Source organism: Clavibacter michiganensis, assembly GCF_021216655.1.
GTDB lineage: Bacteria > Actinomycetota > Actinomycetes > Actinomycetales > Microbacteriaceae > Clavibacter > Clavibacter michiganensis.
In genome coordinates this window covers 167,704-186,996 of record NZ_CP080437.1, presented here as the reverse complement: position 1 = coordinate 186,996, position 19,293 = coordinate 167,704, and the positions used below count along the sequence as shown (strand labels likewise).

15 protein-coding genes are annotated in these 19,293 nt (G+C 73.8%); 4 read left to right on the top strand and 11 right to left on the bottom strand.

From position 1 onward, the window contains the following. A complete protein-coding gene (locus tag K0V08_RS00830; RefSeq protein ID WP_012037719.1) occupies positions 1-216 on the bottom strand; it encodes a DUF3499 family protein in 216 nt (71 codons plus the stop codon). A 45-nt stretch (positions 217-261) separates the two neighbouring features. On the opposite strand from K0V08_RS00830, the gene K0V08_RS00825 reads away from it, so the two are divergent. Beyond that, positions 262-705, top strand: a complete 444-nt coding sequence (locus K0V08_RS00825; protein WP_012037718.1) for a metallopeptidase family protein — start codon at positions 262-264, stop codon at positions 703-705. Positions 706-791: 86 nt separating this feature from the next. On the opposite strand, the gene K0V08_RS00820 is transcribed toward K0V08_RS00825, so the two are convergent. From K0V08_RS00820 to manA, 5 genes are all read right to left on the bottom strand, one after another. Continuing rightward, a complete protein-coding gene (locus K0V08_RS00820) occupies positions 792-2,309 on the bottom strand; it encodes a DUF5719 family protein (RefSeq protein WP_079532341.1) in 1,518 nt (505 codons plus the stop codon). Continuing rightward, on the bottom strand, positions 2,296-5,373 hold the full coding sequence (locus K0V08_RS00815) for a glycosyltransferase family 2 protein (protein ID WP_079532338.1): 3,078 nt from the start codon (positions 5,371-5,373) through the stop codon (positions 2,296-2,298). Before K0V08_RS00815 ends, K0V08_RS00820 begins: the two co-directional genes overlap by 14 nt. A gap of 93 nt (positions 5,374-5,466) precedes the next feature. Next, positions 5,467-5,784, bottom strand: a complete 318-nt coding sequence (locus K0V08_RS00810; protein WP_079532336.1) for a WhiB family transcriptional regulator — start codon at positions 5,782-5,784, stop codon at positions 5,467-5,469. Positions 5,785-5,933: 149 nt separating this feature from the next. Beyond that, complete coding sequence (gene galE / locus K0V08_RS00805; RefSeq protein WP_079532333.1) at positions 5,934-6,902, bottom strand: UDP-glucose 4-epimerase GalE; 969 nt, start codon at positions 6,900-6,902, stop codon at positions 5,934-5,936. A gap of 34 nt (positions 6,903-6,936) precedes the next feature. Next, positions 6,937-8,229: a mannose-6-phosphate isomerase, class I gene (gene manA, locus K0V08_RS00800; protein ID WP_079532331.1), complete on the bottom strand. Its 1,293-nt coding sequence runs from the start codon at positions 8,227-8,229 to the stop codon at positions 6,937-6,939. A 165-nt stretch (positions 8,230-8,394) separates the two neighbouring features. Between manA and K0V08_RS00795 the strand changes: the two genes are divergently transcribed. From K0V08_RS00795 to K0V08_RS00785, 3 genes are all read left to right on the top strand, one after another. After that, a complete protein-coding gene (locus tag K0V08_RS00795; RefSeq protein ID WP_079532328.1) occupies positions 8,395-9,573 on the top strand; it encodes an acyl-CoA dehydrogenase family protein in 1,179 nt (392 codons plus the stop codon). Between the two features lie 101 nt (positions 9,574-9,674). Then, positions 9,675-11,120, top strand: a complete 1,446-nt coding sequence (locus tag K0V08_RS00790; protein WP_227325178.1) for an O-antigen ligase family protein — start codon at positions 9,675-9,677, stop codon at positions 11,118-11,120. Positions 11,121-11,168: 48 nt separating this feature from the next. Further along, on the top strand, positions 11,169-12,461 hold the full coding sequence (locus K0V08_RS00785) for an O-antigen ligase family protein (RefSeq protein ID WP_079532324.1): 1,293 nt from the start codon (positions 11,169-11,171) through the stop codon (positions 12,459-12,461). A gap of 27 nt (positions 12,462-12,488) precedes the next feature. On the opposite strand, the gene K0V08_RS00780 is transcribed toward K0V08_RS00785, so the two are convergent. The 5 genes from K0V08_RS00780 to K0V08_RS00760 all read right to left on the bottom strand — a co-directional run bounded on the left by K0V08_RS00780 (position 12,489) and on the right by K0V08_RS00760 (position 19,190). After that, a complete protein-coding gene (locus tag K0V08_RS00780) occupies positions 12,489-12,959 on the bottom strand; it encodes a GtrA family protein (RefSeq protein ID WP_079532321.1) in 471 nt (156 codons plus the stop codon). A gap of 159 nt (positions 12,960-13,118) precedes the next feature. Beyond that, on the bottom strand, positions 13,119-14,948 hold the full coding sequence (locus K0V08_RS00775; protein ID WP_079533702.1) for a hypothetical protein: 1,830 nt from the start codon (positions 14,946-14,948) through the stop codon (positions 13,119-13,121). Between the two features lie 144 nt (positions 14,949-15,092). After that, positions 15,093-17,111, bottom strand: a complete 2,019-nt coding sequence (locus tag K0V08_RS00770; RefSeq protein WP_012037707.1) for a glycosyltransferase — start codon at positions 17,109-17,111, stop codon at positions 15,093-15,095. Further along, positions 17,111-18,274 carry a UDP-galactopyranose mutase gene (glf, locus tag K0V08_RS00765; protein WP_012037706.1) on the bottom strand — a complete coding sequence of 388 codons (1,164 nt, stop codon included), beginning with the start codon at positions 18,272-18,274 and terminating at the stop codon, positions 17,111-17,113. The genes K0V08_RS00770 and glf overlap by 1 nt, the downstream gene beginning before the upstream one ends. 67 nt (positions 18,275-18,341) lie before the next feature. After that, complete coding sequence (locus K0V08_RS00760; protein ID WP_079532318.1) at positions 18,342-19,190, bottom strand: glycosyltransferase; 849 nt, start codon at positions 19,188-19,190, stop codon at positions 18,342-18,344. Positions 19,191-19,293 lie beyond the last annotated feature (103 nt).

Below are 19,293 nucleotides of genomic sequence, written 5' to 3'. Positions count from 1 at the left end.
TCAGGAACCTACCTCACCGAGCACCCCGTGCCGGACGATCTGCCAGCCCTGCGGGGCCGAGAGACGGGCGGCGTGGCGGTCGCAGAGGTCGTAGCTGTGCGGCTCGGAGTCGTGGCTGAGGGGACCGAGGACGGCCATGGAGTCCGCGTAGACGTAGGTGAGGGTGGTCGTGGCGCCGCCGGTGCAGCCGACGCGGGAGCAGGGCCTGTTCGTCATGTCGGGCCCACACTACCGCCGACCCCGGGCGGTACGATGGGGGCCATGCCACGATCGCGCCGCCGGGGAGGCCACGTCTCCATCCGGGGCTCCTGGCGGGATCGGCACGGCCGCGGCCTCCGCTCCCCCGTCACCGGCCCGGAGCTGCCCGTGCTGCGCACGCGCGCCGACCTCTTCGACCAGACCATCGCGTCCGCCGCCGAGTACCTCCGCGGCCTCTGGCCCGACGAGCTCGACCGCGTCTCGTTCGAGGTCGCCGCGCTGCCCGCCCGCAACAGCGAGCGGGACGGCATCGACCGCTGGAGCGTGCTCCCCGACGAGCGCCGCGTCATCTTCTACCGGCTCCCCATCGAGCGCCTGGCGCACCTGCACGAGGAGGACGAGTACCACCAGCGGGCGCTCGTCGAGGGCTGCGTCTACCGCGCGGTCGCCGAGCTGCTCGGCAAGGACCCGTGGGACCTCGCCCCCGACAGGTACGACCCGCACTGACCGCGGATCCCGAACGGGCGTCAGGCGTCCGCCCGGTGTCAGCGCCTCCCGGTGTCAGCGCCTCCCGGTGTCAGGGCCTCCCGGCGTCAGGGGTGGACGCGCAGCGGGTCCGCGGCCGGGAGCACCGGCACGACGGGCAGCGCCGCGGATCGCCCGGGCTCGGCGAGGGTCACCGTCGCGGTGAGGCCGGCGGAGCCCTCGAGCAGGTAGGTGCGCCCGGCCTCCACGGCGGCCGACACCTCGGATCCGGCCGGGACGTCGAGCGAGACGGCCGCCGAGCCGTCGGTCGGGCGCGCCGTGACGGACGCCGCCTGGTCGCCGGCGTTCCGCAGGTGGAGGAGCGGCGCCGGGCCCGCGGGAACCGACACGAGCGCGTCGCGCGAGAGCGCCCCCGCGGACGGGAGCCAGGCGAAGTCGGTCGCGCCGCTCTCCGCCGCGCCGGACACGCTGCGCACGGCCGCCGTGACCGGCGCGGAGCTCTGCACGGTGACCGAGTAGCGGCCGTCGGGGAGGGCGGAGACGGGCACGTCGATCGTGCGGCCCGCGTCGGCCTGCAGGGTGAACGTGGTCCCCGTGCCGTCCGTGCCCTCCTCGGGGGCGACGCTGACGCTGACGTCGGCGTCCTGGGATCCGGGGACCACGATGCGCACGGCCGTCACGAGGTCGGGGTCGGCGCCGCCGTCCGAGCCGGCCCCGGCGGCGGCCCCTCCCTCGTCGGCGGGAGGCGCCTCCTCGCCCTCGACGGGCGCGACGGGCGCCGCCTGCGAGTCGATGCGGAGGCCGGTCATGGTGAGCGCGGTGGACGGGGCGGCGGCCGGGCCGATCCAGTCGACGCCGCCCGCGAGGAGCCCGCGGACCGTGCTCTGCTCGAGCCGGGCGACGACCTGGCCACCGCGGCTCTGGACGTGCACGGCCGGGGAGGAGAGGTCGGGGGCGAGGCCGGCGAGGCTGAGCACGCGGCGGCCTCCTGCCGGCACGGAGATGCCGCTGGCCCCGGGTGCGCTGACGGCGCCCTCCTCGCCCGTGATGGCGAGGTCGACGGTGGAGGAGACGCCGGACGGGTTGTCCAGCACGACGAATGTGGTGCGGCCGGTGGTCGTCGCGCCGCCCACGAGCCACGCGTCTGCGGTGGCCTCGGAGCACGACGTGGCGGCGAGCCCCGCGAGGTCGGACGCCGTCGCGATCTCGGACGCCGCGCCCGCGAGGTCGGTCGGGGCGTCGTCTACGGCGCCCGCCACGGCGAGCACGGACGGCGCGCTCGACGCCCCGCCCTGCACCTCGGGGGCCTGGATGCGCGAGGTGCGGACGGCCGGCGCGGCGTCCGTCGCCCCGGTCGCGGCGGATCCGCTCGTCACGGCGGCGGTCCCCACGGCGACCGCGGTGGTCGAGGACGTCGCATCCGCTGCGGGGGGACGGAGGAGCGAGCCGGGGCAGACGCGCTGCTGGTCGGTCACGACGGGGGTCACGAGCACCGAGGGGGCGCTCGCGTCACCCGCGGCGGGCGGGAGCAGCAGCGCGCCGGTCACCACGACACCGAGCACGGCGACGCCGACGATCCCGGTGGTCACGCGCGTCGCGATGCGCACGGCGTCACGCCTGGCCATCTGTCCTCCTGCGGTCGTCGTCGGTGCCGCGGGGGCGGTCGTCGTCCCGGTCGGCGTCCGGCGCGGGCACGACGTCGTCGCGCTCCCCGTCGTCGCCGGCGCGACGCTCCCCCGCCTGGCGGATGTCGCCGAAGGACGCGGTCTCCACGGCCTCGCCGGTCGGCTCGTCGATGTACGCGGGGGTGCCGCGGTCGTCGTGCGCGGGCCGCGGCTCCTCGGCGTCGGCCGGGCGCGCGTCGGAGGCGGCGACGGGCTCGCGGTAGGCCGGCAGCGGACGACTGCGCGCCGCGAGGCCGCCCGTGGGGATCGCCAGGAGCAGGGTGAGCGCGAACACGAGCGCCTGCGCCGCGAGCACGCCCGCGCGCCCCGGGTCGTCGAGGTTGCCGGGCCCCGCGACCTGGGCCACGAGGTCGTCGCTGCCCACGAAGCGCCAGAGGAGCCCCGCCTCGGTCTGCCCGACGGCCGTGAAGACCGGGTCGTCGTCGAGGGCGGAGCGCGCGCGGTCGTGCACGGCGGCCTCCGCGTCGCCCGCTGGCGCCTCGAGGAGCACGTAGCTGACCCCGAGCGCGCGGAGCTCGTCGGTGGCGTCGAGGCCGGAGCGGGAGGACACGTTGCCCGCCAGCTCGGCGACGCGCGTCTGCGTGTCGGTCAGCGGGCCGATGGTCGAGTCGACCGTGGAGACCTGCTCGAGCGTCCGGCCGGCGCCGCGTTCGACGTCGGCGGAGAGCGAGCCGTCGTCCGCGGCGCGGAGCACGAGCGTGCCGACGGCGGGATCCGTGGCGGCCTCCGCGACCACGAGGCCGGGGAGCGAGGTGTCGGTGGTGGCGCGCACGGCGGTGGATCCGGCGACCGCGGCCGAGACGAGCGGCAGGGCGAGCACGACGAGGGTCACGGCGGCCACGAGCCCCGGCGCGAGCGACCGGCGGCCGAGCGTCGCGAAGCCCAGCACGAGGGCTCCGGTGAGGCCGAGCCACAGGAGGCTGAGGCCGGATCCGGGCCAGACCGCGACGACGTCGGATCCGGTCGACTGCACCACCGTCCGCGCGGCGAGCACCGCGGTCGCGAAGCCGAGCACCGTCACGCCGAGCGCGAGGGCCGCGCGGTGCGATCCGCGGAGGAAGAGCGCGGCGATGGCGCCCAGCACGAGCGGCGCGACCAGCACCGCGACCACGAGGAGCGGGACGGCGGCGGGGAGTCCGGCGCCCAGACCGTCGACGAACGCGGACCAGCCGCCGAGGCCGGCGGTCGGGAAGCCCAGCGCGAGGCCGGGGACGTCTGCGGGCGTGAAGCCGGCGGGCACGGCGGGGTCGGCGGCGAGGGCGAGCGGCTGCCCCTGCATCACGCGGTGGACGACGAGGGGCGCGACGAGGGCGAGCAGCGGCACCGGGATCGTGACGAGCCGCCCGGCGCGGCGTCCGGCCCTCACCGTTGCGACGAGCCAGAGCACGAGCACGGCGGGCACGAGCGACGGGGCGGATGCGCCGACGGCGGCCATCAGGATCCCCGCCACGGCGGACGCGGACCACGAGCGCGGCGCCCGCAGCACCGCGAGCGCGAGCCACGGGAGGAGCAGGTGCGCGAGCACGGCCGGCAGGCGGCCCTCGCCCAGCGCGATGAGAAGGGTGGGCGCGAGGGTCCAGACGAGGGCGGCGAGCGCGCGCAGCCAGGCGTTGCGCGTCAGCTGCGCGGCGCACAGCCAGGCGGCGAGCGCGGCGAGCGGCAGGGCGGCCACGAACAGGCCGAGGACGGCGAGCGACGGCTCCCACGCGGTGACGCTGCCGAGCACGGCGAGCACGTAGGCGAAGGGATCGGAGGGGGCGACGGGGCCCGCGCCGGATCCGCGGACCCCGATGCCGACCTGCGCCCACAGCGCGCCGGCGCTCGGGCCGAGCGGCAGGAGCTGGCCGCCGACGAGGGCGGTGCCGGTGAGCCGCGGCAGCCACATGACGGCGGAGAGGAGGAGCGCGGCGAGCACGGTCCAGCCGCCGCCGGTGGCGAGGAACTCGACGCCGTCGGAGACGCCCATGTGCTCGACGCGGTACTGCTCCCGGGCCAGCGACCGGCGGCGACGGCCGACCGCGAGCGGCTGGCGCAGGGATGCGATGCTCGACCACGGCGCCGTCCGGCGGGATGCGAGCCGGCGGCGGCTGGCACGGATCCGTCCGGGCGCGACGGCGACCCGCACGGCCGCGCCGATCTCGCCGGGCGCCGCGGTGGGCCGCTTGCGGAGCATCTGGAGCAGCGCGCGCAGGATGGCGAGCGGAACCAGCGAGAGCCAGTGGAACGGGACGGCGGCCGGCGGCGCGTAGACGAGGCGACGGTGCAGCTGCGCCTGCCTGCGCAGGCGACGGCGCCGACGACGCGGCGTGCGCTTGCCCAGGAAGGCGGTGCCGGGGGCGGCGTCGCCCGCGGAGGCGACGCGCGCGGCCGGGACGACCACGACGCGGTGGCCGGCGAGTCGCGCGCGGACGCAGAGGTCGAGCGCGTCGTCGATGACGGGCAGCGCCTCGTCGAACCCGCCGAGCTCGTCCCAGAGGCGGTGCCGCACGAGCATGCCGCCCGCGGCGACGCCGAGGACGTCGCTCATGTCGTCGTACTGCGCCTGGTCGAGCTCGACGTCGACGACGGGCACGGCCGCGCCGAGCGTCGTGAGCGTCGTCCCGAGCTCGTGGATGTAGCCGGGGTGGTCCCACTCCATGAGCTTCGGGCCAGCGACCGCGACGCTCGGCGACGCCTCGATGGCGGCGAGCAGGCGCTCGAGCGCATCGGGCGCTGGCGCGTTGTCGGCCGAGAGCAGCCAGAGCAGCTCGTGGTCGCCCTCGGGTGCGGGGATCACCCGGACGGCCTGGTCTACGGCCTGCCCGAAGGTCATCCGCGCCGGGGCCTGCACCATGCGCGTGGGGTCGGCCGCCGCGAGCAGGGCGGCGGATCCGTCGCGGGACCCGAGGTCGACCGCGACCACCTGGTCGGGGCGGCGCGTCTGCGCCGCGAGGGCCTGGAGGGTCCGGTCGAGGAACTGCGCGCCCTCGTGGGCGACGAGGATCGCGGTTACTCGTGGCTGCATGACAGGGGAGACCCTACGTGGTGCGTGGTGGGGATCCGCCGCAGCGGGACGGCGCGCCGGAAGCCGGGGGCCGCGATGGCGCGGACGGCCGGGTCAGACCGCGCGCTTGCGGAGCTTGCGGCGCTCGCGCTCCGAGAGGCCGCCCCAGATGCCGAAGCGCTCGTCGTTCTCGAGCGCGTACTCGAGGCACTCGCTGCGCACCTCGCACGATCCGCAGATCTTCTTGGCGTCGCGGGTGGATCCGCCCTTCTCGGGGAAGAACGCCTCGGGGTCGGTCTGCGCGCAGAGCGAGTCGGCCTGCCATGCGAGCGGGTTGCCGTCATCGACGGCGCGGACACCGGGGACCCCGAGTCGGACGGGGTCGACGAACCAGTCGTCGGGGACTCCGGCGTGGTGCTCAGGTAGTGCCATGTCACGATCTCCCCACGCGGCCGGGGCGCCCGGCCGGCCCCAGCTCATCGTCATAATTACACCGGTGTAACTCGCTCGCGTCAAGCTGCGGAGGGTAAACCCTCAGCCGCTCCTCGAGGGTTGCGACGCGCCGCGGCTCGCTGCCGGCGCTAGGCCGTGGCGCCAGCCTGGCGGGCGTCCCAGGCGCTCGTGACCATGTCGTCCAGGGAGTGGCGCATGGACCAGTCGATGTCGCGCGCGGCGAGCTCGCCCGAGGCCACGATGCGCGCCGGGTCGCCGGGGCGGCGGTCGCGCACCTCCGGCTCGAAGTCGATGCCCGTGGCCCGCGCGATGGCAGTCATGATCTCGCGGACGCTCACGCCCGCGCCGCTGCCGAGGCAGTACACGGGCTCGACCGGCTCGCCGGCCTCGAGGCGGCGGGCCGCCGCGACGTGGGAGGCAGCGAGGTCGACGACGTGGATGTAGTCGCGCACGCACGTGCCGTCCGGCGTCGGGTAGTCACCGCCGTTGATCCGCGGCGTGCGGCCGTCGAGCAGAGCGTCGAACACGAGCGGGAAGAGGTTGTGCGGGCTGGTGTCGAAGTAGCCCTCGTCGCCGGATCCCACGACGTTGAAGTAGCGGAGCGACGCGTGCCGGAGGCCCTTCGCGATCCCCTGGTCGCGCAGGAGCCACTCGCCGATGAGCTTCGACTCGCCGTACGGCGACTCGGGGGCCTTGGGCGTGCGCTCGTCGACCAGGTCGACGTCGGGCGTCCCGTACACGGCCGCGGACGACGAGAAGACGATGCTGTCGACGCCGGCGCGCTCCATCTCCTCGAGCAGGACGGCCGTCGCGGTCACGTTCTGCTCGTACGTGTGCAGCGGGCGCTGGACGGAGACGCCCGCGTACTTGTAGCCGGCCACGTGCACGACGCCCTCGATGTCACCGGATCCGAGGACGCGGGCCAGCAGCTCGCGGTCGAGCACGGACCCCCGGTGGAAGGGCACGCCGTCGGGCACGAACGACGCGTGACCGCTCGAGAGGTCGTCCAGGACGACCGTGTCGATGCCCGCCCGCGCGAACGCGGAGACGATGTGCGAACCGATGTAGCCGGCGCCGCCGGTGACCAACCATGTCATGCGGCAACCCTATCGACGGCGCTCCTGGCCTCGGTCACGCGTCGTCGTCCGCGGAGGCGGGCGCCGGGGTCGTCGCGAGGAACGCCTCGCCCTCCCCCGTGACGACGAGCCTGCCCTCGTCGGGCGTGACGAAGACGGCGTCGCCGCGGCGCATCACGACGGTCGAGGCCTCGCCGCGGAGCGTCACCTCGCCCGCGGTGCAGAGGACGATGGCCGGCCCGTCGACGTCGACGACGCTCGCGCCCGCGTCGCCGTCGACCGTGTCGCGCGTCGCCGGGGAGACGTGCGCCAGCAGGAAGTCGGGCACGTCGGGCCGGTACAGCTCGACGCCGGGTGCCGCGTGCTCGGGCTCGAGGTACGGCACGGGCAGCGCCTGGAACTCGAGCACGTCGAGGAGCTCGGGCACGTCCACGTGCTTCGGCGTGAGGCCGCCGCGCAGGACGTTGTCGGACGCCGCCATGAGCTCGATCCCGAGGCCGTGCAGGTACGCGTGGATGTTGCCCGCGGGCAGGTAGAGGGCCTCGCCGCGGCGGAGCGTCACGCGGTTGAGGAGGAGCGACGTGACGATGCCGGGGTCTCCCGGGTAGGCCGCGGCCAGCTCCCGCACGGTGCGCATCTCGGTCGAGAACTCGCGGCACTGCCGGTCGGAGGAGAGGCTCGCGAGCAGCGTGACGCGGTCGACGAGGCGGCGCACCTCGGATCCGCCGCCCATGAGGAAGGCGAACGTGTCGCGCAGCACGTCCGCCTCGGAGCCCGTGAGGCGCGACAGCACCGTGCGGATCACGGCCGGGTCGGAGTCGGGCCCCGACGCGTCGAGCGTGAGCAGCAGCGTGAATGCCTCCCGCACCTCGGCGAGCGGGCGGAAGCCGCAGAGCGCGTGGAACTCGTCGCTGAGCGCGAAGATCAGTTCGGGCTTGTGCAGCGGGTCCTTGTAGTTCCGGTGCGGCGCGTCGATCGGGATGCCGCGGTCCTCCTCGTCGCGGAAGCCGCGGCGCGCGCGGTGGAGGTCCGGGTGCGCCTGCAGCGAGAGCGGGCCGTCGGCCGCGAGCACCTTGAGGAGGAACGGGAGGCCGGGGCCGTCGCCCGGGCGGAGGCCCTGGGCGAGCGGACCGAGCGTGGTCGCGGGGTCCGCGTGGATCCACTCGGACAGCGTCCGCGCGCCGCCGACCGTCGACGGGTCGACCACGCGGGTGGGCGAGCCGTCGTGCGCCCCGAGCCAGAGCTCCGCCTCCGGGCCGCCGGACGCCTCGCGGCCGAGCAGCTCGGCGATGGCGGTGCGGGAACCCCAGGCGTAGTCGCGTGGGGTGTTGGCGAGGGCAGTGAACACGTCGGGATCCTGTCGGGCTTGGCGGCTACCTACAACGCCCGAGGGCGCGCGTCCTGTCCGGACGCGACCAAAGTACCAACCGATGGGGCCGCCGCCCGGACGCCGACCTAGGCTCGGCCGCAGGCGCCCGTCCCCGAGGGCGCCGACGAACCGCAATGGAGCATCGTGTCCCTCACCCCCCTCATCGGCGACTTCTACGGCTACGAGACCCGGCTCGGCGACCGGGAGAAGGAGTCCCTCGCCGACCTCCGCGCCTACCTCGAGGCCGAGGTCAAGCCCCACGTCAACGGGCTATGGGCCCGCGCCGAGTTCCCCCGCCACGTCGTCGCCGGCCTCGCCGAGCGCGGCCTCTTCGGCATGCCGTTCCCCGAGACGCGCCCGTTCGAGAACTCGGCCGTCTACCGCGGCTGGGCCGCGCTGGAGCTCGGCCGCGTCGACGCGAGCATCGCGACCCTCGTCGGCATGCAGAGCGGGCTCGTGATGGGCAGCGTCGCCGTCGCCGGATCCCCCGAGCAGCGCGCCGAGTGGCTGCCCCGCTTCGCGTCCGGCGAGATCCTCGGCTCCTTCGGCCTCACCGAGCCGCTGTCCGGATCCGACTCCGCCCGCGGCCTCCGCACGGTCGCCACGCGCCGCGGCGACGAGTGGAGCATCACGGGATCCAAGCGCTGGATCGGCAACGGCACCATCAGCGACTTCACCGTCATCTGGGCCAAGGACGCCGACGACGGCCAGGTGAAGGGCTTCCTCGTCCCGAACGACTCCCCCGGCTTCCGCGCCACCCGGATCGAGGACAAGCAGGCGCTGCGCATCGTGCAGAACGCGGACATCGAGCTCGACGGCGTCATCGTGCCCGAGCGGAACCGCCTCCAGAACGGCACGTCGTTCGCGGACACGGCCGCGGTGCTGCGCCTCACGCGCGCCGAGGTCGCGTGGGCCGCCATCGGCATCTCCATCGGCGCGTACGAGGCGGCGGTCGCCTACACGGGCGAGCGCGAGCAGTTCGGCAAGCCGCTCGGCGCGCACCAGCTCATCCAGGACCTCCTCGTCCGCAGCCTCGGCAACATCACGGCGTCGATCGGGCTGGTGACGCGCGCGTCCGAGATGGTCGACGAGGGCACGCAGTCGGACGAGCACTCGGCGCTGGCCAAGGCGTACGCCACCAGCCGGATGCGCGAGACCGTCGCCTGGTGCCGCGAGGCCTTCGGCGGCAACGGCATCGTGCTCGACTACGACGTCGCCCGCTTCTTCGCCGACGCCGAGGCCATCTACTCCTACGAGGGCACCCGCGAGATGAACACGCTCATCGTCGGCCGCGCGATCACGGGGCACGCGGCCTTCGTCTGATGGACAGCGGGGGCGCATGGAGCCCCGGCGTCCGGGGCCCAGGCTCCGCCGCTCCCCTCAAGCGGCGGGACCCGGGCCTCGGGCCGGATACCCTGATGGGCATGCCCACCGCCAGCCGCCGAGCCCTCCGGAGCTTCGCGACCTTCGTCCTCGTCACCACGTTCGCCGGTGACATGTGGCGCGACAGCCTCAGCTGGTGGGGCTTCGGGGCGATCGCGCTCGGCGTGCTGATCACGTGCATCACGCTGCTCGCGCGCTCGCGCCCCCTCCCGCGCGTGCGCGTGCTGCCGATCCCGCTGCTCGCGTTCACGGGCGTCGCGGTGCTCTCCATCGCGTGGTCGCAGTACCGGCCGGAGTCGGCGCTCGGCGTGCTCATCCAGCTGTCGACGTCCATCGCGGCGCTGACGCTCGTCGTGCTGCTGTCGTGGTCCGAGATCGTGCAGGGCCTCGGACGCGCGCTCCGCATCATCCTCGGGCTGTCGCTCGCCTTCGAGCTGTTCGTGGCCGTCGTGGTGCGCGGGCCGGTCATGCCGTTCTTCACCGACTACGGGCCCCGCGCGCCCGCCGCGTTCGCCTGGACCCGCGGGGAGCTCCTCAGCGGCGGCCGGATCCAGGGCGTCGTCGGCAACGCGAACCTGCTCGCCATGGTCGCGCTGCTCGGCCTCATCGTGTTCTCGCTGCAGTACGCGGCGCGCACGGTCCGCCGCCGCGACGCCGGGATCTGGATCCTCGTCGCCCTCCTCACCCTGACCCTCACCGGCAGCTCCACGGTCCTGGTCGCGCTCATCATGACCGCCATCGTCGCCGCCCTCGCCCTCGTCGCCCGACGCGTCGGCATCCGCGGGCGCCTCGTGCTGGCGGGCGGCGTCGCCGTGGCCGCCGTGGTCGGCGCGGGCGTCGTCGCCACGCGCACGGCCGAGGTGTTCGAGCTCCTCGGCCGCTCCCCCGACCTCACCGGCCGGTTCCAGATCTGGGAGTCGGTGCTGGGTCTCGCGCAGCAGCACCCCGTCGTCGGCTGGGGCTGGATCGGGTACTGGGCGCCGTGGGTCCACCCCTTCCAGGGCCTCGCCGTCCGCAGCGGCGTCACCTACCTGCAGGCCCACGACGCGTACCTCGACGTGCTGCTGCAGGTGGGCGCGATCGGGCTCCTGGCCTTCGCCGCGTTCGTCGTCACCACCTACGTGCGCTCCTGGTGGGCCGCCATCGACCGCCCGCAGCACCGCCGCGACCGCGTCGAGCCGTACTCCACCCTCGCGCTCGCGCCGCTCCTGCTGATGACCGCGCTGGTCGTGCAGAGCCTCGCGGAGAGCCGGCTGCTGTACGAGGGCAACTGGCTGCTGCTCGTCGTCATCGCGATCGCCACGAAGTCCGGCATGGTCGCGCGCGAGGACGTCCCGGGTCCCGACGACGCGCGCCGCCGTCCGGTCCGGCCCGCGGCGCCGTCGGCCACCGTGGTCCCCTCGCCCGCCCCGGTCGACGCCCCGGCCGCCGCGGCCGTGCCCTCCGCCTCGGCCCCGTCCGCCGCCGCCGACCCCCGCGTCGCCTGATCCGCGCGGCCGCCCGGTGCCCCGCCTACCGCCCGTGATGGCCGACGCATGACCCGTCCCGCCCGCCTGCCGCTCCCGGAGCGCCTGCCCGACCTGCTCGGCTCGGCGCGCTTCTCCGCCGCGCTCACGCACTGCATCCTCGGCACGGCCGTCCTGTCGCACGCGCTCAGGTCCACCGTGGGCTGGGCCGGGCTCATCGCGATCGTCACCACGCTCGTGGCCATGGCCGCGGGATCCCTCGCGGCGAAGCGCGGCGACTGGGAGTGGCGGGGCCTCCTGCCCATCTCGCTGCTCGTCCTGGTGGGCTGGTGCGCGGCGACGCTCCTCTGGACGGCGTACCAGCCGGACGCGGTCGGCGGCGTGCTCTACCTCGCGGCGTCCGCGTTCCTCGCGGTGTACGTCGGCGTCGTCCGCGACCTCATCCAGATCGTGCGGGCGGCCGGGGACGTGCTACGGCTGGTACTGGTGTCGTCCCTCGCCCTCGAGGTGCTCGCGGGGCTGCTCATCGACGGCCCCATCCCGTTCCTCGGGATCCGCGGCGCCCTCGAGCGCCTCGGCCCCATCCAGGGGCTGCTCGGCGAGCGCAACGCCCTGGGCATCGTCGCCCTGGTCGCGGCCGTGACCTTCGCGGTGGAGCTCATGACCCGGTCCGTCTCGCGCGGTCGCGGCGTCTTCTCGCTGGTCGTCGCGCTCCTCGTGGCGTCGCTGACGCGGTCGTCGGTGATCCTCGGCACGTTCCTCGTGCTCGCCGTCGCCGCCCTCGCGATCCTCGGCCTCCGCCACCTCGCGCGGCAGGCACGGCCCCTGGCCAACAGCGCAGTCCTCGTGCTCGCCGCCGGTGTCGCGGTGCTGGTCGTGGCGTTCCGCTCCCCCGTGCTGCAGGTGCTGCAGGCGCGGCCCGACTACCTGCAGCGCGTCGCGCTCTGGCGCGAGATGCTGCGCCTCATCGACCTCAACACCATCGAGGGCTGGGGCTTCGTGGGCTTCTGGCGCCGGGACGCGTACCCGTACACGGCCCTCGACCTCGTCAGCCGGGGCGCGCAGGAGACCGGCCGGAACGCCTACCTCGACCTCTACCTGCAAGCCGGGCTCGTCGGGCTCGCGCTGTTCGCGGCGTTCTGCGCCCTCGCGCTCGGCCGGTCCTGGGTTCTCGCGACCACCAAGCGCGGCGTCGGCTACGTCTGGACGGCACTCGTGCTCGTCGTCCTCGTGGTCGCGTCGCTCGCCGAGAGCGTCACGATCGTGGAGTGGGGCTGGGTCCTGCTCGTGATCTGCGCCGTCAAGGCCGCGCAGGGCCGCAGCTGGCGGCACGGGCTCCCGGAGCAGCACCGACCCGGCTGAGGCCCGGGCCGCGGCCGGGCGTCGGGATCAGCGCACCGCCTCGTCGCGCGGCCGGCGGAACGAGAAGAACTTGTGGCCGGTGTAGCTCGCCACGGTGATGACGATGGTCACGAGCACCTGCGCGACGATCGGCTGGAGCGGCGTCGTCTCCACGACCAGCGGCAGCAGGAGCATGTTCGCGAACAGGGGCATGAGGTTCACCAGCGTGTAGCGGGAGAAGTCCGGGAGCAAGTTGCCGCTCACCCGGAAGACGAGCTTGCGGTGCAGGGTGAACGCGATGGGGAGCTGCACCGCCCACGCGATGACGAGCACGAGCGGGTACGGGATCGTGTGGCCCCACAGCAGGTAGAAGAGCGCGAACCACGCCGTGCCGAGCACGGTGTTGAAGCCGCCGACCAGCAGGAACGCGACGCGCTCGTCCTTGATCAGCCGGAGCAGGATCCCCGGGGGCGGGGTCTCCTCGCGGGGGGCGTCGACGTCGTGCGCGTGCTGTTCCATGGGCTCTCCTCGCCACGCCGGGCGCTCGAGCGGGCAGCCGGCGGGCCGCGCCGTGGTCGTCCGGTGCGGCCCCACTGTATCCGGTGGGCCCTCCGTACCCGCCGCTCCGCCGGTGGCCCGGCGGGCGGGCGGACGGCGGCGGGCTCGGCCGGTCGCGGGTCAGTACGCGGCGCCCACCGGGATGCGGGCCAGCGCCGCGGCGCCCATCGTGGTGATGGTCGGCGACGACGTGCCCGCGAGGGCGACGAGCCGCGCCCAGCTCGAGACCGGCCGGGCCTGGCCGCCCTGCAGGACGTACACGCTGGGGTCGGCCGCGCTCTTCACGAGCACGGACCCCGTCACGGTGGCCCCCGTCGCGTCGAGGGTGCGGCAGGTGGTGGGCACGAGGTCCGTCACGGGGAGGCCCGTCGACCCGGGGTTCGCCAGGGCGACGATGCTGCCCTGGGTGGCGAGGTAGGACGTGCCGCCGCAGCGCACCAGCAGCGACAGGTTCGCCGCGGATCGGGCGTAGCCGTCGAGGGTGCCCTGGGTCACGGTGCTGTAGGCCTGGCCGAGGCCGAGCTCGCGCGTGACGGCGAAGTCCGGCACGCCCACCTTGCGGTTCAGGCCGTCGACGACGTAGACGTCCGCGCTGCTCGCCGACTTCACGAGCGTGCCGGGCTCCAGCGCCACGTGGCCCGTGGAGTACCGCGCGCCGACCTGGGAGCGCATCTGCGCGACGAAGGCGGACGCGCCGCCGTTGAGCGCCACGAGCGCCGACCAGCTGGACACCGGGTACTTGACGCCGCTGTCGAGGAGGTACGCCGTGCCGTCGCCCGGCAGCGTGAAGAACGCGCTCATGGCGCCGGCCTGCGGGACCGCGCGGAGCTGGCCCGGGTCGAGCGGGACGGCGGCCGAGCAGCTGTAGCCGTACGACGCGACCAGGTCGCAGGAGGAGAACGCGTGCTGCCTGTCGCCCTGCACCAGGCTGATGGTGCCGTCGGACGGGTCGCGCACGAGCTCGGATGCGGGGATGCCCGTGGCGAGCGCGTCGAGGTACGAGCGGCCGACCGTGCTGATCCCCCCGAGCGCGGAGAGCGCCTGGTAGACGGCGAAGTCGGTGACCGGGTGCTTCTGACCGCCGCTGACGAGGTAGACGCTGTCGTCGGTCGCCACCTTGACGAAGGAGGACACGGGTCCGTCGCTCGTGCTGCCGAACCAGTCGGTGTAGAGGCGCCAGAAGTTGCGGTTGCCGTAGGAGGAGCACGAGTCGCCGCTGCCGTAGAGGTTCCGCAGCGCGGCGGCGTTGGGCTGGTACGGCGTGTAGATGTAGAGCCCGGCCGTGGCCTGGTTGCGGATCGTGACCTGCGAGGATCCGCAGTCCGCGTTCGGGTGCCAGAGGATGCGGTTGCTGCGCCCGGCCTGGTAGTTCCAGCGCGTCGGCGTGGACTGGTACACCTTGAACTGGTGCGCCGCGTTGTAGACCTGGTTGAAGAAGCCGTAGTAGAGGGAGTCGCACGCGGCGGTGTCCGGGCAGCCGTAGCCCGTGGCGCTGCGGAACTGGCGGTCGGTCGGCGTGCTGTCGGTGACGAGGCCCTGCTCCTTCTCCAGGAGCACGAGGAGCGCGGCCTGGCTGACCCCGCACGCGCGGCCGACCCAGTACACGATGTCGGCGCCGCTGAGGCGCGACGCCTGGAGGCTCGAGCAGCGGCTGTCCGCGGCGCGCGCGGGCGTGCTCTCCACGTAGTTCCTGAGGCACACGTAGCCGGAGGCGCAGCTCGGGACGCGCGCCTGCAGGAAGGACTGGATGTCGCCCTGCGACATCGCGTCGCCGTCGTAGAACTTGGCGTCGCTGATGATCATGCCGGGGTCGAAGTCCGCGCCGGACGCCGCCTGCGCGGGATCGGCGGATCCTCCGATGGTGCCCGTGCCGACGAGCCCCACGCCGAGGGCGACGGCCCAGACGGCCAGGCAGGCGATCAGCCGTGAGCGTCGGCGCGCGCGCCGCATCGTGTCCACCCCGTTGTCGAACAAATGCGTCCCCCTGCGTCCCCGTGCCGTGAGATGCGATTCTCACACACGAAGGGGCGTCCGCCGCACCGTGGTGCGGATCGGACGCCCTCGGCGCTCAGCGGACGCCGGATCCGCGGCTGGCTACTTCTTCCGGCGGCCGGCCGGCGGCTGGTCGACGCCGAACGTGCGGGCCCAGGTCTCCGGGCTCGTGACCGTGGGCAGGGCCGCGCGGTACGCGGCCTTGAGCTGCGGCCAGCGGGCGAGGATGCGCCAGCGGAGCACGATGCTCGTCCACAGCATGCGGCGGAAGAGCACGGGATCCCGGCGGTGCAGGAGCGCCGCCGACCCCTCCGCGTTGGAGACGAGCACGCTGTCGAACGAGGGGACGACCCACCAGCGGGCGTCCTCGAACGCCAGGTGCGCCTCCGGCCCGCGGGTCGCGGCCTGGCTGAGCGGGGAGAACGCGTGGCGGGCCACGGTCCGGGCCAGCCACACCATGCGGGCGATGCCCGCGGGGGCTCCTCCCCCGCGTCGACGCTGCGGCTTGTCCGGCGCGACGATCTCGGGCAGGGCGGCACGGTCCTTGATCGGGACGCCGTCGGTGAACCCCTGCGCCAGCTCGCGGGTGCGGGCGAGGCGCGTGACCATGTCCTCGTGCAGGCCGCGCGGCCCGCGGAGGATGTTCCGGTACGCCTCGTGGCGGGCGGCGAGCGCGAAGTACTGCATCGACACCAGGTGGCGGACGTCCGTGGCCAGGTTGGCCGTGAGGAACCGGCCCCCGCGCTCATACGGCGAGTGCAGCAGCGCCGCGATGAGGCGGTTGCGCGCGTGGAAGAAGGCCTGCCAGTCCTGCGAGTCGTCCTTGTCGACCCAGGACACGTGCCAGACGGCCGCTCCCGGGAGCGTGACGGTCGGCACGCCGACCTCCTTGGCGCGCAGCGCGTACTCGGCGTCGTCCCACTTGATGAAGACGGGCAGCGACAGGCCGACCTGCTTGATCGTGGAGACGGGGATGAGGCACATCCACCAGCCGTTGTACTCGGCGTCGACGCGGCGGTGCATCCACCTGGTCTGGCGGAGGTTCGACGCGCTGAAGTCGTGGCGCGTGGGCGTGACGGGACCCCACATGAAGTTCCACATGTCGAAGCCCTCGGCGTACGCGTGGAGCTTGCTCTTGTCGTACATGTCGAACATGTGGCCGCCTACGATCGTGGGCGTCCTGGCGTAGTCCGCGAACTTCACGGCGCGGCGGATGCTCTCCGGCTCGAGCGTGATGTCGTCGTCCATGACGAGGACGTAGTCGCTCGCGCCCTCCTTCAGCGTCTCGTACATGCCGCGGGAGAAGCCGCCGGATCCGCCGAGGTTGGCCTGGTCGATGACGCGGAGCTTCTCGCCGAGCAGCTCCTGCGCCCGCGGGAACGCCGGCTGGTCGGCCACCTTCTGGGTGCCCTGGTCGGTGACGTACACGTGGTCGAGGAGCGCTGCCACATCCGGCTTCTCGCCGATGTCGGTGAGGAGCTTGACGCAGTACTCGGCGCGGTTGAGCGTGGTGATGGCGATGCTCACCGAGCCGGCGGCGCCCGCGGTGGGAGCGGATCCGGCCGGGGCGTACCAGCCGGCCTCGACGAGAGCGAAGTCCGCCTCCTCGCCCATCAGGTCGAACCAGTACCAGCCGCCGTCCGCGAAGTACGTGAACGGGAGCTCGAAGCGGGAGGTGGTGGATCCGGTGACGGCCGCGCCGTCGACCTTCTGGATCACGCCGCGGGCGTTCGAGCGGTAGACGATGACCTGGCCCTCGCCGCTCGTCTCGACCTCGAGCACGACGCCGTCGAGCGTGGTGCTCGCGCGCCAGTAGGAGGCGGGGAACGCGTTGAAGTAGGTGCCGAACGACACCTTCCTGCGGTGGGGCACCTGGAAGCCGCGGTCGCCGCGGATGGCGCTGATGATGCCCATGTCGCTGAGGCGGACGACGGCGTTGTGCGTGTCCGAGTCGACCACGCGCAGCGGCGAGCGCCGGCGCTTCTCGGGTGCGACCGGGATGCTCGTCCAGTAGTCGGCGTCCACGTACAGCGGGACGATGTCCGGGTCGTGCTCGGACGGCAGGATGACGCGCTGGATGAGGTCGAGCCCGGCGGGTGCGCCCGCGAGGTCGGCGGCCATCAGGAGGCGTCCTTCGCGAGCACGGGCTTGAGCTTGTTCTCGTACATCGAGAGCGCCGCGCCGATCGCCATGTGCATGTCGAGGTACTGGTAGGTCCCGAGGCGGCCCCCGAAGAACACGCCCTCCTCCTGCTTGGCGAGCTCGCGGTACTTCAGCAGGCCCTCGCGGTCGGCCGCGGTGTTGACCGGGTAGTACGGCTCGTCCTCGCCCTCGGCGAAGCGCGAGTACTCGCGCATGATGACCGTCTTGTCCGCCGGGGCGTCGCGCTCCGGGTGGAAGTGGCGGAACTCGTGGATGCGCGTGAACGGCACGTCGGAGTCGGCGTAGTTCATGACGGGGGTGCCCTGGAAGTCGCCGACCGGGAGCACCTCGCGCTCGAAGTCGAGCGTGCGCCACGACAGCGCGCCCTCCGAGTAGTCGAAGTAGCGGTCGATGGCGCCCGTGTAGACGACGGGGACCTTCCCGACGACCGATGCCCGGTTGACCTCCTGGGTCTCGTCGAAGAAGTCGGTCTCGAGGCGGACCTCGATGTTCGGGTGGTCGGCCATGCGCTCGAGCCACGCGGTGTAGCCCTCGACGGGCAGACCCTCGTGCGTGTCGTTGAAGTAGCGGTTGTCGTAGGTGTAGCGCACGGGCAGGCGGCTGATGACCTCGGCCGGCAGGTCCGTGGGATCCGTCTGCCACTGCTTCGCCGTGTAGTCGCGGATGAAGGCCTCGTAGAGCGGGCGCCCGATGAGGGAGACGCCCTTCTCCTCGAGGTTCTTCGCCTCCCCCGCGTCGAGCTCGGACGCCTGCTCGGCGATGAGGTCGCGGGCGGCCTGCGGCCCGTGCGCGGAGCGGAAGAACTGGTTGATGGTGCCGAGGTTGATCGGCAGCGGGAAGACCTCTCCCTTGTGCTCCGTGTAGACGCGGTGCACGTAGGGCGTGAAGTCCGTGAAGCGGTTGACGTACTCCCACACGGTCTCGTTCGAGGTGTGGAACAGGTGCGCGCCGTAGCGGTGCACCTCGATGCCGGTCTCGGGGTCCTTCTCGCTGTACGCGTTGCCGCCGATGTGGTCGCGGCGGTCGATGACGAGGACCTTGAGGCCCAGCTCCTCGGCGACGCGCTCCGCGATCGTGAGTCCGAAGAAACCGGACCCGACCACTACGAGATCAGGGCTCATGGCACATTCCTTTGCTGGGGTGGCGCCCGACGGGCGCTCGACGGGACTGGTCAAGGGTAACGGGGGATCAGGCGCGGCCCTGCGGGACCGTCCGGTCGCGCGTGATCAGGCGACGGTACAGCCCGCGGCGCACGGCCTCGGGGATGAGGCGGTAGCTGCCGCGGACGAGGACGTTGCGCAGGGCCTGCGAAAGGGACGTGAAGCGGCGACGGCGGAACTCGCGCTGCAGCCGGAGCTCGGCGACGAGCTGTGCGACGCCGCCGCGGCGGGCGTAGGCGCCCGCGCTCACGCGGTACATCACGAGCGGGTCCGGGAGGTTCTCGACGCGCGCGCCCGACTGGATCATGCGCGCGAAGAGGTAATAGTCCTCCATCAGGCCGAGCGGGAGGTAGCCGCCCGCGCGCTTCACCGCCTGTCGCCGGTACACGACGGTGGGGTGGTTGAACGGGTCGTGGAAGCGCGCGTAGCGGGAGATGGCGTCGGCGCCGACCGGCGGGGTGCGGCGGCCGGCGATCGTGCCGACCTCGTCCGCGAACTCGTACATGCCGGTGCCGACCAGGTCGAGGCCGTCCGAGATGAGCGCGAGCTGGCGGGCGAAGCGCTCGGGGAGGCTGATGTCGTCGGCGTCCATCCGGGCCACGACGTCGTGCGCGCAGGCCTCGAGCCCGCGCTCGAGCGCGTAGGCGAGGCCCATGTTGCGCGCCAGCTCGACCGTGACGACGGGGACGGGCGACGCCTCCGCGAGCTCCGCCATGGTGCGGGCGAGCTCCGCGGACACCGGCCCGTCGCGGACGACGACGACCTCGTCCGGCCGGAGCGTCTGGTCGTCGACGCTGCTCCGGAACGCCCGGCGGAGGAAGTCGGGACGGTCGCCGCGGTACACGGGGAGGAGGAGCGAGAAGGCCTCGGTGGGCACGGGTCCTCCATCATGTTCCGTGCTGCGTGCGCAGCGGGGCCGTCGGTGCCTGGCGGGCGGCCGGGCGGGCCGCGGCGCGTCGAGCACCAGAGTCTACCGGGAG

Coding starts and splice junctions, on each gene's coding strand:
- K0V08_RS00830 (WP_012037719.1), bottom strand. CDS start 216: ATGACGAACAGGCCCTGCTCCCGCGTCGGCTGCACCGGCGGCGCCACG.
- K0V08_RS00825 (WP_012037718.1), top strand. CDS start 262: ATGCCACGATCGCGCCGCCGGGGAGGCCACGTCTCCATCCGGGGCTCC.
- K0V08_RS00820 (WP_079532341.1), bottom strand. CDS start 2,309: ATGGCCAGGCGTGACGCCGTGCGCATCGCGACGCGCGTGACCACCGGG.
- K0V08_RS00815 (WP_079532338.1), bottom strand. CDS start 5,373: ATGCAGCCACGAGTAACCGCGATCCTCGTCGCCCACGAGGGCGCGCAG.
- K0V08_RS00810 (WP_079532336.1), bottom strand. CDS start 5,784: ATGGCACTACCTGAGCACCACGCCGGAGTCCCCGACGACTGGTTCGTC.
- galE (WP_079532333.1), bottom strand. CDS start 6,902: ATGACATGGTTGGTCACCGGCGGCGCCGGCTACATCGGTTCGCACATC.
- K0V08_RS00790 (WP_227325178.1), top strand. CDS start 9,675: ATGCCCACCGCCAGCCGCCGAGCCCTCCGGAGCTTCGCGACCTTCGTC.
- K0V08_RS00785 (WP_079532324.1), top strand. CDS start 11,169: ATGACCCGTCCCGCCCGCCTGCCGCTCCCGGAGCGCCTGCCCGACCTG.
- K0V08_RS00780 (WP_079532321.1), bottom strand. CDS start 12,959: ATGGAACAGCACGCGCACGACGTCGACGCCCCCCGCGAGGAGACCCCG.
- K0V08_RS00775 (WP_079533702.1), bottom strand. CDS start 14,948: ATGCGGCGCGCGCGCCGACGCTCACGGCTGATCGCCTGCCTGGCCGTC.
- K0V08_RS00770 (WP_012037707.1), bottom strand. CDS start 17,111: ATGGCCGCCGACCTCGCGGGCGCACCCGCCGGGCTCGACCTCATCCAG.
- glf (WP_012037706.1), bottom strand. CDS start 18,274: ATGAGCCCTGATCTCGTAGTGGTCGGGTCCGGTTTCTTCGGACTCACG.